General features: G+C 43.6%; 14 protein-coding genes. All 14 read right to left on the bottom strand.

Translation table 11 applies throughout. From position 1 onward, the window contains the following. Positions 1–20: 20 nt before the first annotated feature. The gene (locus tag MHH63_RS11730) at positions 21–1,010 is read right to left on the bottom strand and encodes a substrate-binding domain-containing protein (protein ID WP_339281065.1); all 990 of its coding nucleotides are present in this window, start codon (positions 1,008–1,010) and stop codon (positions 21–23) included. Then, positions 1,007–2,791 (bottom strand): cache domain-containing sensor histidine kinase, encoded by a 1,785-nt coding sequence (locus tag MHH63_RS11725; RefSeq protein WP_340951218.1) that lies wholly within the window; start codon positions 2,789–2,791, stop codon positions 1,007–1,009. Before MHH63_RS11725 ends, MHH63_RS11730 begins: the two co-directional genes overlap by 4 nt. Next, entirely contained in the window at positions 2,788–4,398 is a 1,611-nt protein-coding gene (locus MHH63_RS11720) for a response regulator (protein ID WP_341171561.1), read from the bottom strand. Before MHH63_RS11720 ends, MHH63_RS11725 begins: the two co-directional genes overlap by 4 nt. 80 nt (positions 4,399–4,478) lie before the next feature. After that, entirely contained in the window at positions 4,479–5,459 is a 981-nt protein-coding gene (locus MHH63_RS11715; RefSeq protein ID WP_076138730.1) for an ABC transporter substrate-binding protein, read from the bottom strand. 60 nt (positions 5,460–5,519) lie between these two features. Beyond that, positions 5,520–6,512 carry an ABC transporter permease gene (locus tag MHH63_RS11710; protein WP_076279361.1) on the bottom strand — a complete coding sequence of 331 codons (993 nt, stop codon included), beginning with the start codon at positions 6,510–6,512 and terminating at the stop codon, positions 5,520–5,522. 32 nt (positions 6,513–6,544) lie between these two features. Further along, positions 6,545–8,044, bottom strand: a complete 1,500-nt coding sequence (locus MHH63_RS11705) for a sugar ABC transporter ATP-binding protein (RefSeq protein ID WP_341171560.1) — start codon at positions 8,042–8,044, stop codon at positions 6,545–6,547. A 225-nt stretch (positions 8,045–8,269) separates the two neighbouring features. After that, complete coding sequence (locus MHH63_RS11700; protein WP_076217755.1) at positions 8,270–9,115, bottom strand: class I SAM-dependent methyltransferase; 846 nt, start codon at positions 9,113–9,115, stop codon at positions 8,270–8,272. A gap of 32 nt (positions 9,116–9,147) precedes the next feature. Then, positions 9,148–10,062 carry a DMT family transporter gene (locus MHH63_RS11695; protein ID WP_341171559.1) on the bottom strand — a complete coding sequence of 305 codons (915 nt, stop codon included), beginning with the start codon at positions 10,060–10,062 and terminating at the stop codon, positions 9,148–9,150. Positions 10,063–10,204: 142 nt separating this feature from the next. After that, positions 10,205–11,341, bottom strand: a complete 1,137-nt coding sequence (locus MHH63_RS11690) for a zinc-dependent alcohol dehydrogenase (protein WP_340976118.1) — start codon at positions 11,339–11,341, stop codon at positions 10,205–10,207. 81 nt (positions 11,342–11,422) lie between these two features. Further along, positions 11,423–12,241 carry a VanW family protein gene (locus MHH63_RS11685; RefSeq protein WP_076184375.1) on the bottom strand — a complete coding sequence of 273 codons (819 nt, stop codon included), beginning with the start codon at positions 12,239–12,241 and terminating at the stop codon, positions 11,423–11,425. Beyond that, positions 12,242–12,763 (bottom strand): cysteine hydrolase family protein, encoded by a 522-nt coding sequence (locus MHH63_RS11680; RefSeq protein WP_076184376.1) that lies wholly within the window; start codon positions 12,761–12,763, stop codon positions 12,242–12,244. A 136-nt stretch (positions 12,764–12,899) separates the two neighbouring features. Continuing rightward, positions 12,900–13,622, bottom strand: a complete 723-nt coding sequence (queE, locus tag MHH63_RS11675; RefSeq protein ID WP_076184377.1) for a 7-carboxy-7-deazaguanine synthase QueE — start codon at positions 13,620–13,622, stop codon at positions 12,900–12,902. Continuing rightward, complete coding sequence (locus MHH63_RS11670) at positions 13,615–14,097, bottom strand: 6-pyruvoyl trahydropterin synthase family protein (RefSeq protein WP_036687544.1); 483 nt, start codon at positions 14,095–14,097, stop codon at positions 13,615–13,617. The genes queE and MHH63_RS11670 overlap by 8 nt, the downstream gene beginning before the upstream one ends. Then, on the bottom strand, positions 14,097–14,759 hold the full coding sequence (gene queC / locus MHH63_RS11665) for a 7-cyano-7-deazaguanine synthase QueC (RefSeq protein WP_339187204.1): 663 nt from the start codon (positions 14,757–14,759) through the stop codon (positions 14,097–14,099). The genes MHH63_RS11670 and queC overlap by 1 nt, the downstream gene beginning before the upstream one ends. Positions 14,760–14,788 lie beyond the last annotated feature (29 nt).

Raw genomic sequence — 14,788 nt, 5'->3', positions numbered from 1 at the left:
TTAGAAGCTTCCTTGTTCATTTATTCTATAAAAGGAAACATTAATTTCTCATTTTCACTTAAATACATATTCTCCTTCGTGATGATCACGGAGCCTGTATCTATTATCCGTTCCACTTTCTCACCCTCAACAGCTTCAATCGCCGTCTTCACAGCTAAGTACCCCATATTAAAAGGCTTCTGCATTACCGTGCCAAGCAAGATCCCTTTTTCGAGGAGCTTCACCTCATTGCTAGAATTGTCGAACCCAAATAATTTCACTTTGTCCTGAAATCCCATATCCATAATCGCCTGCCCAGCACCTAGTGTAGAAGGTTCATTAAGACCTATTATCCCCTTTAGATTTGGCTCGTCCTTTAGTAAACCAACAGTTAACTGGTACGCTTTTCGCACGGAACCATCACTGTATAATGTAGGCTGCACATCATGAACTCCATTCTCTAAAAGGGCATCACGAGCCCCTCTTTCCCTCTCAATTGCGGTGGCAGAGCCTTGTACAAAGTTAACGATAGCGACTTTATCCTCTGGATCGATATATTTTCTTAACTCCTGTCCTGCCTTACGTCCTGCTTCATAATTGTCTGTAGCAATAAAGCTCTCTGATACACCACCGCTTAAGCCCGAATCTACAGTAATAAGCGTAATGCCAGCTGATTTGATCTTTTCCGCGATTGGAATGAGGCGATAATAATCCGTAGCAGATAAAATAATGGCGTCAGGCTTTTCCTTAATTGCTTGCTCCAGCAGTTCTATCTGTTGATCTACATCAAGCTCTGTATCCGTTCCAATCGTGCGAACCTCTGCGCCGAACTCCTTAGCCGCAGTTGCCACACCTTGTTTCATCACTTCCCAGAATTCAATACTGCTATCGATAGTCTTGGGCACATAAATAATGGTCCTAACCTTTGCGTCAAGCTCATTTGTAAACATACGATAGGCTAATGAACCCAAAGTAACAATGAAGAGCAGTAGCAGAGTATACAGGCCAATTTTTGACCGTAAAGCGCTCATTGACTCTCCTCCTCATAAATCACAGGTATTCGTAAAGTGGCCGTCGTTCCTTCCTCCATCTCGCTTGCAAAAGACAAACCGTATTTCACACCGAAATACAGCTGGACACGATGGTTCACATTCGCGACACCTACACCGCTGCCAGTCTTGAAATCTGATTTTTGCAGCAGTACCTTACCCATCTGCTCTTCATCCATCCCAATACCGTCATCAATGACCTGTACGATAATATCGTTCTGTTCTTGTCTTGCTCGGATCAGAATGTGCCCTTGCTCAGGATTATGTTTTATGCCGTGATAGATCGCATTTTCAACCAAAGGCTGAAGTACCATTTTTAAAATGCTGCAGGTTAGGATATCTTCTTGTACCTCTATGGAATAAGTGAATTTATTACGATAACGCATGTTCTGAATCGTTAAATAGTGCCGAATATGCTCTAATTCTTTGGCCAGCGGAATCAATTCCTCACCCTCACCAATTGTTGAACGAAGCAGCTTGGATAGAGATGAAGTCATCTCAACCACTTCCTCCATCTTTCCTGTCTCTGCCATCCAAATAATCGAATCAAGTGTATTGTACAAAAAGTGAGGTTTAATCTGCGCTTGCAGTGCCTTCAGTTCACTCACACGTTTCATCTCTTGCTCCAGAACGATCTGTCCCATTAACTCTTTAATCTTCATAATCATAAGATTAAACGTACGAGCAAGCTTGCCGATTTCATTCGTGCTCTCAATCTCCACGCGTATGTCGAACTCTCCACGTTCCGCTTTTTTCATATTCAGCTCCAAATTCTTCAGCGGTTTGGTCAGTGCGTAAGAGAGAAATATCGATATAGCCATAGCAAAAATCAAACTAATTGCTCCCCATAAGGCGGCGGTTCCTTGCATACGTTGCTTGTTCGCGACCAAATCATCCGGATAAGTGACTCCAACTATTTTCCAGCCAAAGCTGGTAGTGTCCACAGTGTACAGTTTCTGATCATTCCCCGTATTAACCGTAACAGATCCACTCTTGATCCCAAGGACCGTCTCTAATTGTTCGAACTTGAGCTGGGAGTAGATCAACTGCTGTTGTGGATGATAGACAAGGCTACCTGCGGGATCGACGATAAAAACATAACCTCGTTTTCCCAGTTCGATTTGTTTACATAGATTATTAATTACACTGTAATTGAGATCTACGAGCAGTACACCTTGTTGATCCGCTTCCGTCATAGCATTCGCATTCGAGAGTTTTCGGCTGATCGAGACTACCCACCGGTATTCATCTTGAAAGATGTGCTGCACATGAGAGGAAGAAACTGCAACGTCTAATTGATTCATAGCTTTTTGATACCAATCTTGAGCTATTAGTTCAGGAAGCGGTTTCAAAACAGCATGCTGTCGATCCGAAACGGTCATGCCATCTGAGCCTGCATATAATATAGAGGAAATATCCGAGCGGGACTGAACGACTGACCGGAGATAATGACTGGCAAGCAGTTTATTCTTAAGTGCCTCTTCTTTATCTAAATTCGAGCCTTTTATATACTTCTCTAGATCACTGCTAGTTAACACTAGAGCAGCTATGCTCTCCATATTGCCAATGTAATTCTCGATATTCAGTTTTACTTGTTCTATTAACTGTGAAGTATAGGCTACAGAATTTCCCTTGACCGCGGCTGAGGACAGGCGATAGGAAGTATAACTCAGGACAATAGTTGTGCAGAGGATAAGAAGTGAAAAGGAGATAGCAATATTAGTATGAATACTTCGGCTGCGGAAAAAGCGCTGTGATCTCATAGAGAGAGATTCTCCTTCTGCCGGTGTCGATATTCCTTCGGTGTGCTTCCTACATTACGTTTAAAAATAACACTAAAATACTGTGGATCAGCATAACCAACTCTGGCAGCGATATCATATGTCTTCAACTGTGTGACCGTAAGGAGTTCTTTTGCTTTTTCCAAACGGAGTCGAGTCAGATACTCTATAAATGTTTCACCGGTATGCTGTTTAAAAGTTGCACTGAAATAACTGATGCTCATAAAAATATGGCTACACAGCTCATTGAGTGAAAAGCTGTCATTACAATAATTCTCGCGAATATAAGCTTCTGCGGCTTGCATCTGAGAAGTCCGAACCGTTGTTCTCTGTTCCGATAGTTTAAGTATCAGCGCATGGCAAGTCCTCTCCAGATAATTCCTTGCTTCATCTAGAGTCTTAAGCGCAGCAACCTCTGCAAACATATTATGCGAAACAACTACTGTATTTGGGAAGCCGATGTCGACCACATAGTTCATCAAAGAAACCAGCAGCTGATAGATGCTGCTACGGCAGCCTTCTATAGAGGAGGTATTACTTTTAAGCTCCTGAAACCACTTCAACAGAATTTCCGATACAGCAGAAGCTTTACCTGTCTTTAAAGCGGATATGAATTGCTTTTCCCATGAGGTGAAATGCGCCTGATCCAATCCCTTGCCAAACTCAAGATCCTGTATGGAGATAACTTTATCTATGCCTAAAAGGTAACGATATTCTATGGAGGAGATCGCTTCTTGGAAGGATTGTGGAATTTGTTGCAAAGTATTATATTTTCTACCGATGCCTATGGTGGATGACAGCTTCAAATATTTATTTAAGCTACCCTGGACTTGCTCTGCAAGAAGCTGCGTTGCTACTTCTAACGTCTCCGAATTGCCGGATCTTATCGCAGCGATTTTTCCATCTCTCGTCTGGAATACCACTCCATCTTGCTCTTTCTCCAGCTGCTCTTGAACAATGTTAAAGGCGCCGAAACGCAGTAGCTCTGCATCAAAAGCTAGGTCCTGGCTTCGTTTCTCCAATTCTATATCTATAACGAGCGCAAGGTACACTTGACCCTGCAACGGAATATGAAAATAACTCAATTTATTCTCGATTTCTTCGCTTTTCATTCGAGTAGTTACCAGCTGCTCCAAGAATCGTTCCCGCAGCAATGGAAGACTCTGATTAAGTTGCTTACGAAGCTTAACTAAATTCGCTTTTTGTAGATGCTCTTCATCTAAATCCTGCTTCATCTTACTTAGAAATTCAGCAAACTCACGTGCATTAATCGGTTTTAATAAGTACTCAGTCACCTTCAGTGTTATGGCCTGCTTCGCATATTCGAAGTCTTCATATCCAGTGACGATAATGACCTTCATATCCCGGTACCTATCCATCACAGCTCTGGCCAATCCCAGTCCATCCATAAAAGGCATACAAATATCAGTAATAATTACGTCAGGACGATGCTGCTCAATTGCTTCCAGTGCATCTCTGCCATTATCGAAATCACCAACCAGCTCAAACCCATATTTACTCCATGAGATCTTTTGTTTGATCCCTTCACGAACCTCATCTTCATCATCAACCAGAATTATTTTATACATCCAACACCTCCACAACTTTGAACTTATCAGCATAAGCATAATAGAGGCCGCCTGCGGGAGGCAACCTCTATTATTAAACTCTATTCGTATAGTAGAGGTTTGATCTCATCGGAATCCATATTGTTTTTATCATACCAGTGGAACCCCGTGTCGATGTTCTTTTCAACCGCTTCCCCTTTAATCGCTTGCACAGCTGCCTTCACAGCTTGATAGCCAATACCAATGGGGTCTTGTGTAACGGCACCAGCCACAACACCACTGCGGATAGCATCCATCAACTGCTTGCCAGAATCAAAGCCGACGACTACGATCTTACCATTCATTTGCAATTCATTAACTGCATTAGCCACACCTACAGCAGAGCCTTCATTAGAGCCATAGATTCCTTTCAGATCCGGATTTGCCTGCATCATCGCTTTCGCAAGGTCTGTGGACTTTAACTGATCTCCACCCCCATATTGCGGCTCTAACACTTGAATATCCGGATATTTTGCTTTCATTTGTTCCAAGAAGCCATCGCGACGCTGTTGCCCTGTGCTGCTCGTTTGGTCATGTATGACAAGGCCCACTTTACCTTTCTTGCCAATCAGTTCAGCCATTTTATCTGCGGCCAAAGCAGCTGCTGCTTTATTGTTAGTCGCTGCTGTTGCTACAGGGATATCACTGTCTACACCAGAGTCAAAGCCGATGACCGGAATCTTATTTTCCTTTGCCTTTTCTAGATAAGGAATCGCAGCTTTGCTGTCCAGTGCGGCAAGCGCAATTGCAGCTGGCTTCTTGTCGAGAGCGGTCTGCAGCATCTCAATTTGTTTATCCACCTGACTCTCATTTTCTGGACCTTCGAAGGTAATCTCAACATCAAATTCCTTAGCAGCTTTCTCCGCTCCTTGCTTCACCGCTTGCCAGAATTGATGCTGGAACCCTTTTGATATGACTGGAATGTATGGTTTGTCTGAACCGGATGCACTCTTGTTACTATCATTGTTGTTACATGCACTCAGCAAAGTAGTGACTAACAATAGACTGGCAAGCATAATAAACCCTCTACGACGCAGTTTCATTTGAATCTTCCCCCTCGTCATTTGCTTTGTATATCACTCCGGATGGAGATCATACCAAGTTTATTGCTTACGGCGGCGTAGAATATCAGCGTAAACCGCAATGATGATTACAACACCGACAATGACCGTCCGCCATTCCTGAGCCACGGACATAATCTGTAAGCCATTCGTCAGCACACTCATAATCAGTGCGCCAATAATCGTGCCTAGAATAGAACCTACACCTCCACTTAAGGAAGTTCCGCCAATGACCACTGCCGCAATAGCCTCTAGTTCATAACCGGTGCCCAGTGATGGCTGTGCTGAATTCAGACGTGATGCCATCAGGATACCTGCGATTCCACTAAAAATCCCTGTAATGGAATAGATAATAATCTTCCATTTGACTGTGTTCACACCTGATAAGCGAGTAGCTTCTTCATTACTGCCAAGCGCGAAGTTGTAACGCCCAATAATCGTCTTAGACAAGATTATGCTTGCGATCATACCGAGTAATAAGAAGATAACGATGGTGTTGGGTATACCGGGGATCATTTTACCCATGGCGATCTTGGCGAAGATCGGATCATCGTTGAAATATATAGGTTTGGCACCGGTGATGACAAGCGACAAGCCTTTGGTGACCATCATAATCGCCAGAGTGGCGATGAAGGGTGGAATGTTCATCTTCGCCACCATCAAACCGCTGACAAAGCCACACAGTGCTCCAGCCAGAATCCCACCTACAATGCCTACCGGGACGGGCAGACCCCAGAATGTAATAATGACTCCAACCATAACAGATGAGAATGTCATTACAGTACCGAGAGCAAGGTCGATGCCGCCCGTAATAATAACAAAGGTAGCTCCAAGCGCTAATACTCCGATTACAGCTGTAGAAACTAGAATTCCGACAAGATTTGAGAATTGAAAAAAGTTGCTGGAGGATAAAGAAAATACGATGACCAATATGATCAGACTGGCAAATGCCAATATTTTTTGTTTGAATCCGGATTGCCCTCCCGATTGCTTCATACCCGCTGGCTGACTAATCTCTTTATCCGCGATCTTCATAGTCCTGACACCTCCGGTTAACTCTTGAACAGTTATGAACGTTTCGTCGCATATTTCATAATCGCCTCCTGCGATGCTTCTTCTGCGGGGAGTTCTCCTGTTATACGCCCTTCACACATAATGATAATCCGGTGGCTCATTCTTAGAATCTCAGGAAGATCTGAAGAAATGATAATGATCGCCTTCCCTTGACTCGCAAGCTGATCCAGCAGCTTATAAATTTCACTTTTCGCGCCTACATCAATACCTCGTGTAGGCTCATCGAAGATGAGTACATCACAGTCTCTAGTCAACCACTTGCCGATGACCACTTTCTGCTGATTACCTCCGGACAGAAACTTAACCTTTTGATCTACACTTGGAGTTTTGGTGGCTAGCGCTTCAACATGCTGCTCCGCTGAGCTTCGCATCTCCCGCTCCTTCATCCAGCCAAATGAATTACGGAATTTATAAAAGGAGGCAATCGCATTATTCATGCTGATATCCATATCCACAAGCAATCCGAAACGTTTGCGGTCTTCGGACAAATACCCAATACCATGCTGTACCGCTTGATGTGGCTGACGTATCCGAACCGATTTTCCATGGAGCATAATTTCACCCTCATCGATGGGATCGGCACCAAATACGGCACGTACAACCTCGGTACGTCCAGCTCCCATTAAACCAGCGAAGCCCAAAATCTCACCTTTATACAGATGAAAGCTAATATCCTTGAACGCATGCCCTCTAGAAAGCTTCCGAACTTCTAAGACAACTTGCTGAGTCTGTTTCGCAATCGTTGGTTTCGACGTTTGATATAATTCACGTCCAACCATCATGCTGATGATCTGATCAATCGTTATTGAATCGGTACGAACGGTATCTACATAACAACCATCACGCATAACTGTAATGCGGTCTGTAATTCGCTTCAATTCATCCATGCGGTGAGAGATATAAATAATTCCCACACCTTTATCTCGTAGCTGCTCAATCATTCGAAATAACTCGTTAATTTCTGTATCTGTTAACGCGGCGGTTGGTTCATCCATGATCAATACCTCGGCTTGGAAAGACAAGGCTTTAGCGATTTCAACCATTTGCTGATTAGCAACGGTCAGGTCTGATACCAAAACTCTGGGATCCAGCTTCAGATTCATTTGATCAAACAGTACCTGAACTTTTCGGTTCATCTCCACATCATCAACGAACCATTTCAGAGCTTTACGCGGCTCTCGTCCAATGTAAATGTTCTGGGCGACCGTAAGATGAGGCATTAAATTCAATTCCTGATGGATGATACTAATTCCAAGCTCCTGTGCTTCACGGGTATTAACAATCTCCACTTCATTTCCCTTGTACCACATTTGACCAGTATCCTTGGAATAGACACCTGTCGCAATCTTCATAAGGGTAGACTTGCCAGCGCCATTTTCTCCTACTAACGCATGAACTTCCCCACGCTTCAGCTCAAATTGACATTCATTCAAAGCATGAACACCTGGGAAAAACTTGTTGATTCCCTCCATACGAAGCAACACTTCGTTCATTTTGATATCCACCTCAAATTCTTTGAGAATGCCTTAACCCTTAAAGTAATCGCTTTCAATCCGGAATGTAAAATCATTGTATTCCTTATAAGTTGCCATTGTAATGGAATAATCTCCGTAAAAAAGTTTAAAATTTTATGTTTTACATACAAAAAAAGCTGAACCGAGAGCACCTCAGTTCAGCACAAATGTTATACCCTAAAAATCACATGTCAGCGAACCCTCCTAAAGGCTTGCGCCATTTCCAGCCACCAATGTGAAGGTCTTAGGAATTCCCTTATCATACACGTCGGAGGATAGATTAGGTTCTTCAACTAATTGGCGGATCACTAGTCCGCTATTAGCTGCTGCGGTTACAATTTCTCCGAGTGTCCAGCGGCGCCAATACACAACACTATGCTCTTGTTCACCTGCTGGTTTACCTGTGGAAGGCAAATACTTGGAATAGGATACCTTCTTCTCTTCCAATGATGAGTCAAAATAATCTCCGTTTACTTTGTGTTTGCGTACCTTCGCAGTAGATCCCTTCGAGGAAATAAGCTTGGTCGTTACCGGATGAAAATCGCGGAGTACAAATACGCCTCCAGGAGAAAGCAATCGGCGAGCTGTTTCCATGAATAGTGTAAGGTTGGTAAAGTAATGAACAATTCCTAACTCTGCAAAGACGATGTCATATGAACCATCAAGGACGTCTTCTGGCAGCTTAAGAATATCTGAGACGATATAGGTTAGTGGTACCCCTGCTTCTTGGGCAAGATCAGCCGCATATCGCGCATTGGCTTCCGAGAAGTCAGCAACCGTTACTTCCGCACCTAGTAATGAGAGTGCCACGGCCTTCATCCCGTTTGAGCCCATTAAATTCATCATTTTCTTACTCTTCACCTCTCCAAAAAAAGAAAGGAGCGGGTGAAGCTTTGCACTTGGTTCCTTTATTAATTTTGCAGCTGCTTCTGACGGTGTACCAAACCGAGTTACCCAAGCGGTATAAGTATCTTCGTTCCAAAGCTCTTCGCTTGTTGGCACAGCGTTTTTTTCTGCCTGATTATTTGAATATTGATTCTGCTCTTCCATCCATTGCTACCCCTTTATGTGTAAAATATCTGTTATGAAGCATTCTGAATGGCATCAGCCATCCGGATAGTTTTCCTTCTTCCCGCGCACAAATATACTGCGAGGCCAATCATAACGAGCAGCCCACCTGCCCATTGTAAGGTTGTTAGCTGCTCACCCAAGAGTAAATACGCTAAGATACTGGCACCCACTGGTTCTCCTAAAATGTTCATTGAAACCGTAGTCGCGGATACATATTGTAGTAACCAATTAAACAAAATATGGCCAAACACCGTTGGCACCACTGCTAACAATACAAAGATTCCCCATTCCTTGGCCGGATAATTAAAAAAGGAAATCAATATGAACAGATTGTATACGGCAAACACGCCAGCGGCTGATAAGAAGACAATCAAGCTATATAAGTAAGAGGGCATACGCACCACTAGCTTTTGACCGATCAGCATATGTACAGCTACCGCGACAGTGCCTCCGACCGATAATAGATCACCTTTTAGATTATCCGCAGAGATGCCGATATCACCCCAGCCGATAAACACGACACCGCCAATCGCAATGCCAAGCCCTAGAATAGCGGACAGAGCTGTCTTTTCCTTATACAAAAAATAAACACCTAGCATAATGAATACAGGCTCCAGCGCCATGATCATTGTTGAACTAGCTACCGAAGTATACTTTAATGATCCCATCCATAGCAAAAAGTGCAGCGCAAGCATTGCGCCTGAGAGGATGAGCATTAGCCAGTCTTTTTTACGAAGAGCAAAAGCAGCTCCACTATAGGGTCTTGCAAAAGGCAGCATCAGCAGTGAGGTAAATAATAATCTGTACATGCCTTGTATAGATGCAGGTGCATCAGACCATTTAATAAAAATGGCGGAAAAGGAGATGGCCACAATCCCTATCAACATTAATAGTGGAATCGGAAGTGGCGGTTTTTTAAGTTTCACATGTTACGCGTCCTTTCAATATCTTAAGTCACTTATGTTAATTTAACGCAGACCGTGAAAAAATGCATCTATTTTCATAAGATTTCACTAAAAAAAGCACAAGCAATGTCATTTCTGACGAAAGCTCATGCTTCTTAAAAGGCTACGGCTTCAGAACAACCTTGATGCAATCCTCTTTTTTCTCACTAAAAACGTCATAGCCATGCTCCGCTTTACTAATTGGCAGGCGATGCGTAATGATATCTGTAGGATCAAATTTATTTTCTTTAATCATCTTATACAGCAACGGCATATAGTGAATCACCGGCGCTTGTCCCATTTTTAAAGTAATGTTGCGTTCAAATAGATGACCCAAAGGGAACATATTGTAATTAAGCCCATAAACTCCCACAAGCTGAATAGTTCCGAATTTACGTACGATATCCGAGGCCATTCTAAATGCACTGAGTGAGCCTCCCTGTAGCTTCAGAGTGGTTTCCACTTTCTCCAAAGCAGATATTTTGGCATCTAAACCTACACAGTCAATAACTACATCTGCGCCCCCATGTGTTATCTCCTTCAAATGAGCTTCAATATCCTTGATCTCTTCGAAATTATAAACTTCAACATTATTGGTCAGCTTCGCATGCTGCAGACGATAGCCAATATGATCAACCGCAATGACTCTTGAGGCACCTTTGATCCAGGCAAACTTCTGAGTAAGCAGTCCAACAGGACCGCAGCCGAGAACAATGACTGTATCCCCTGGCTTCACTCCGCCGCTTTCTACTCCCCACCAAGCAGTAGGCACAATATCAGATATGAAAAGAATTTTCTCATCTTCCATTTCTGCATCCTCAGGAACGACAAAAGGGCCGAAATTACCATAAGGAACCCGCAGCAATTCAGCTTGTCCGCCTGCAAAGCCCCCATAAGTATCGGAATAACCAAGATAACCGCCTGTGTCCTTGGCGTCATTAGCATTGTCGCATTGGCTCTCCATCTCATGCTGGCAGAAAAAACACTGCCCACAGGCGACATTAAAGGGGATGATGACTCGGTCACCTTTTTTGACTTTAGTTACGTCAGGACCCACTTCCTCAACAATCCCCATCGGCTCATGACCAATAACATAATCATCATGCATACCTGGTATTTCCCCGTTATAAATGTGCAGATCCGAGCCACAAATCGCCGTAGTGGTAATCCGAACAAGGATGTCATCTTTTTTCTCAAGCGTCGGATCAGCTACTTCTTTAACTTTCACTTTTTTCTTCCCTTGGTAGGTTAGTGCTTTCATGCTGTTAATCCGCTCCTTTGGAGATGGTCTAGAGATATAATTTTCATGCCTTTCTATGTTATATCCCTAAGCCCTACCCTCTTATCCATGAAGAAGCGGAGAATACATCATTAGTGCGTAATTATCAGTTACAGCTTCATCTCCAATTAGATCTCCAGAGCGTGTATATACTTTTCGACTGATCTTGTTACTGCGTATATATCCGCCCCAAGGCTCTAGACTAATCCTATGATCACTTTCGTATACTTCATAATCATAAAACGCCTGCTCATTGCATCTCCACTCCCCGTGTAAATGGCTATCGTCCAGCCAGAGCTTTAGTTGATACGTTTGAGCGGTGTTATTTTTTAATTGAAGATCCAAATAGTTATAAGAACAGGTCGCCCCGCTTCCAAAAGGTTGTGTACGTTGTTCATCTGGAAATACATCATAACTGTGACGATGCCGTTCCATAACGGTAAGTGGCGTATGCAGTGCCATCCAATAGATCAGATTAGACAACTGGCATAAGCCTCCTCCAACCCCGGAATGAAAACCACCATAATGCAGCACCATACCCTCCAGATACCCTTTTCGCTTAGTGGGCTTACCAATACTTCTCCAGTAGGAAAAAGTCTCCCCCGGCTGCACAACAAGTCCATCCAGCTTCGCAATTGCCAGCCGTAAGTTAGTTATTTTATTGTATTGAAGCACCATATCTACATTCCGAAGACTTCTTAATAACGGGGTAGCATGAGTCATAGCTGCATAAGTTAAAGTTTCATCCGTACGCTGCTTCGCTATTTTGCTTCGTCCAGTGCACCATTTCAAATATCTTTTCCAAATAAAATATCGTTTGCCAGCAAACAATCTAAGGCGAGAACGCTGAATAGGCTTCATGGCAGCCTGGGGTGTATTCATCTAGAACTGAACCTCGCTTTCAGCTCGTAACTGGGCGAATCTACCTCCAATTATCGCATTATGATGCTTAACGATCTCCCTACTACTCAGAACACCATTATCAAAGGTGCTATGAGCGTCTGAGACCAGTACACTTTTATATCCCATGCTGTATGCGCGTCTTATTGTCGTATCCAGACAGAATTCACTTTGCATCCCACAGATCACCAGATCCGTGATCCCGAGCTTTTGGAGTTCATCTTGCAGTTCCGTTCGGTGAAAAGCATCCCAAGTAGGCTTCTCAACGATAACTTCGCCTTCCTGCGGTGTGATGCGGTGACTGATCTGCCAAGTGGGTGTACCTTTTGTGTACTCCTCATCTTCGGTATGTTGAATATACACAATAGGAGTACCTGCTAATCGAGCTTTTTGCTGAAGGGAGACAATCCTGTCCATCACACCCTCTTCATCGTACAGCTTTAGATCATAGGAGAACATGGCTTCTTGAACATCGATAATTAATAATGCTGTTGATTGTTCCAAATGAATAACCTCCAAGAGCTTTTTTTTAAAATCATACCAGAAACTGGGACAGACTATCTACCTGCTAGAAGTTACAAATGTTAAAACTAAAAACCGAGTATCTGTAAGCAGATACCCGGACGATTTCATCAATCATTTATTTGCCACGCTTATTATGCCAGATCAATGCATGCAGCTGTGGAAGTACACGAACCTTGTTCATATCCGAATCCACGATTACTTTATTAAACAACCACTCCAGCCTTCCCAGAAGCCGAGCAGAAATGTTGCCCTCTTCCGTGACATCATCATTACCAGGCTGCAGAAAGAGCTGCACATTCGGATATCGCTGGTGAACGTTTTTCGCATAATCAAAATCCTTATCATCAAACACTACGACCTTCAAGCTATGCGTAGAACGACCCAGTTTCTCCATCTTACTCATGATGTTATCTAGCATTTCCCAATTCGTTGTCATTCCTGAGCTTGGGGGTTTAGGACTGATTGTCAGCACATCCACGTCATTGAACCAATCCTGCCATTTACTCCCCTGAGTTTCTATCGCTGCTATTATTCCACGCTCATGAAGCAGATTGATGAAGGTACCCATTCCTTCACCAATCAAGGCAGGATTACCGCCTGAAATCGTAACACAGTCGAAATTATCTCCAGCTAACGCCAATAATTCATTTATGATTTCCTCTGCTTCCATCATGCGAACCTTATTCTTAGCCGTACCATCCCAAGTAAAAGCGGAGTCACACCAGCCGCAGCGATAATCGCAGCCATAGGTGCGGACAAACATCGTCTTCACTCCAATTACCGCACCTTCGCCTTGAATAGTTGGACCGAACATTTCAATTACAGGAATCTTACTCACAATCACAGCCTCCATACAAACGGTAGGATGGCCCTTCATCCGGAACATCTTCAGCCAGCACCTCTGCCCAAGAGGTTGGAGTCTCCCATAGCTTTACCGAGTACAAAGGCAACCCTGCTTGCTTAAGCTTGTAGGCAATATATGAAGACATATTCTCTACTGTGGTGCGGAAAGACAACAAGGCTACTTTGGAGCCCGTATTCGTTAACGTCTCTAACACAGGTTCATTTCCCATGGCAAGAAAAGCGTGATCTAAACGATCTACAAGGCTTTGTTGTACTGTCATTTTGATATCGCTGAAATCAATGACGAAACCTTCATCCGAGTGGCCTTCCGCGGCCATAGGTTTGCCCTTAAGCACTACTTCGAGCTTATAAGTATGTCCGTGCAGATTGCTGCATTTCCCTTTGTGTCCCACTAACTGGTGTGCCGCATCGAACGTAAATATTTTGCAGACTGAAACCTCGTTAAGCATTAAGAACCGGCCTCCATTCTCTCCGCCTCATATTGCTCAAGACCACGCTGACGCAATAGACAGGCTGGACAAGTACCGCAGCCACTGCCAATAATACCGTTGTAACAGGTCAGTGTGTGTTCGCGAACATAATCAAAATACCCCAGTGCATCGGCCATTTTCCACGTTTCTTTTTTATCCAGCCACATTAGGGGAGTGTGGATCGCAAACTCATAGTCCATAGATAAGTTCAGCGTAACATTCAATGATTTCACAAAAACATCACGGCAGTCCGGATAACCGCTAAAGTCCGTTTGGCAAACCCCAGTGACGATATGGGAGTACCCCAGTTGTTTAGCTAATATTGCGGCAAAAGATAAAAACAACAAATTCCGTCCATCGACGAAAGTACTTGGAAGCTCATCTCCTTCACCAGCCAGAATATCTATATCCTGACGGGTAAGTGCATTGGGTGCCAGCTGATTGAGCAGCCCCAGATCAAGAATATGCTGTTTTACATTAAACTTAGCTGCTATCTCTGTTGCAACTTCGATTTCAGCCGCATGACGTTGACTATAGTTGAAGGTAACTACCTGCACTTCCTCATACTGCTGCAATGCCCAAACCAGGCAAGTGGTGCTATCTTGTCCGCCGCTGAATACGACGAGTGCTTTTTTGTTCATATGAATCTCTCCTTATCACAAGTTGGAAT

The sequence above is a fragment of the Paenibacillus sp. FSL H3-0310 genome (assembly GCF_038002785.1).
GTDB classification, from domain to species: domain Bacteria; phylum Bacillota; class Bacilli; order Paenibacillales; family Paenibacillaceae; genus Paenibacillus_AQ; species Paenibacillus_AQ odorifer.
The sequence above is the reverse complement of the archived record's forward strand: the minus strand, read 5'-3'. Positions and strand labels throughout refer to the sequence as shown.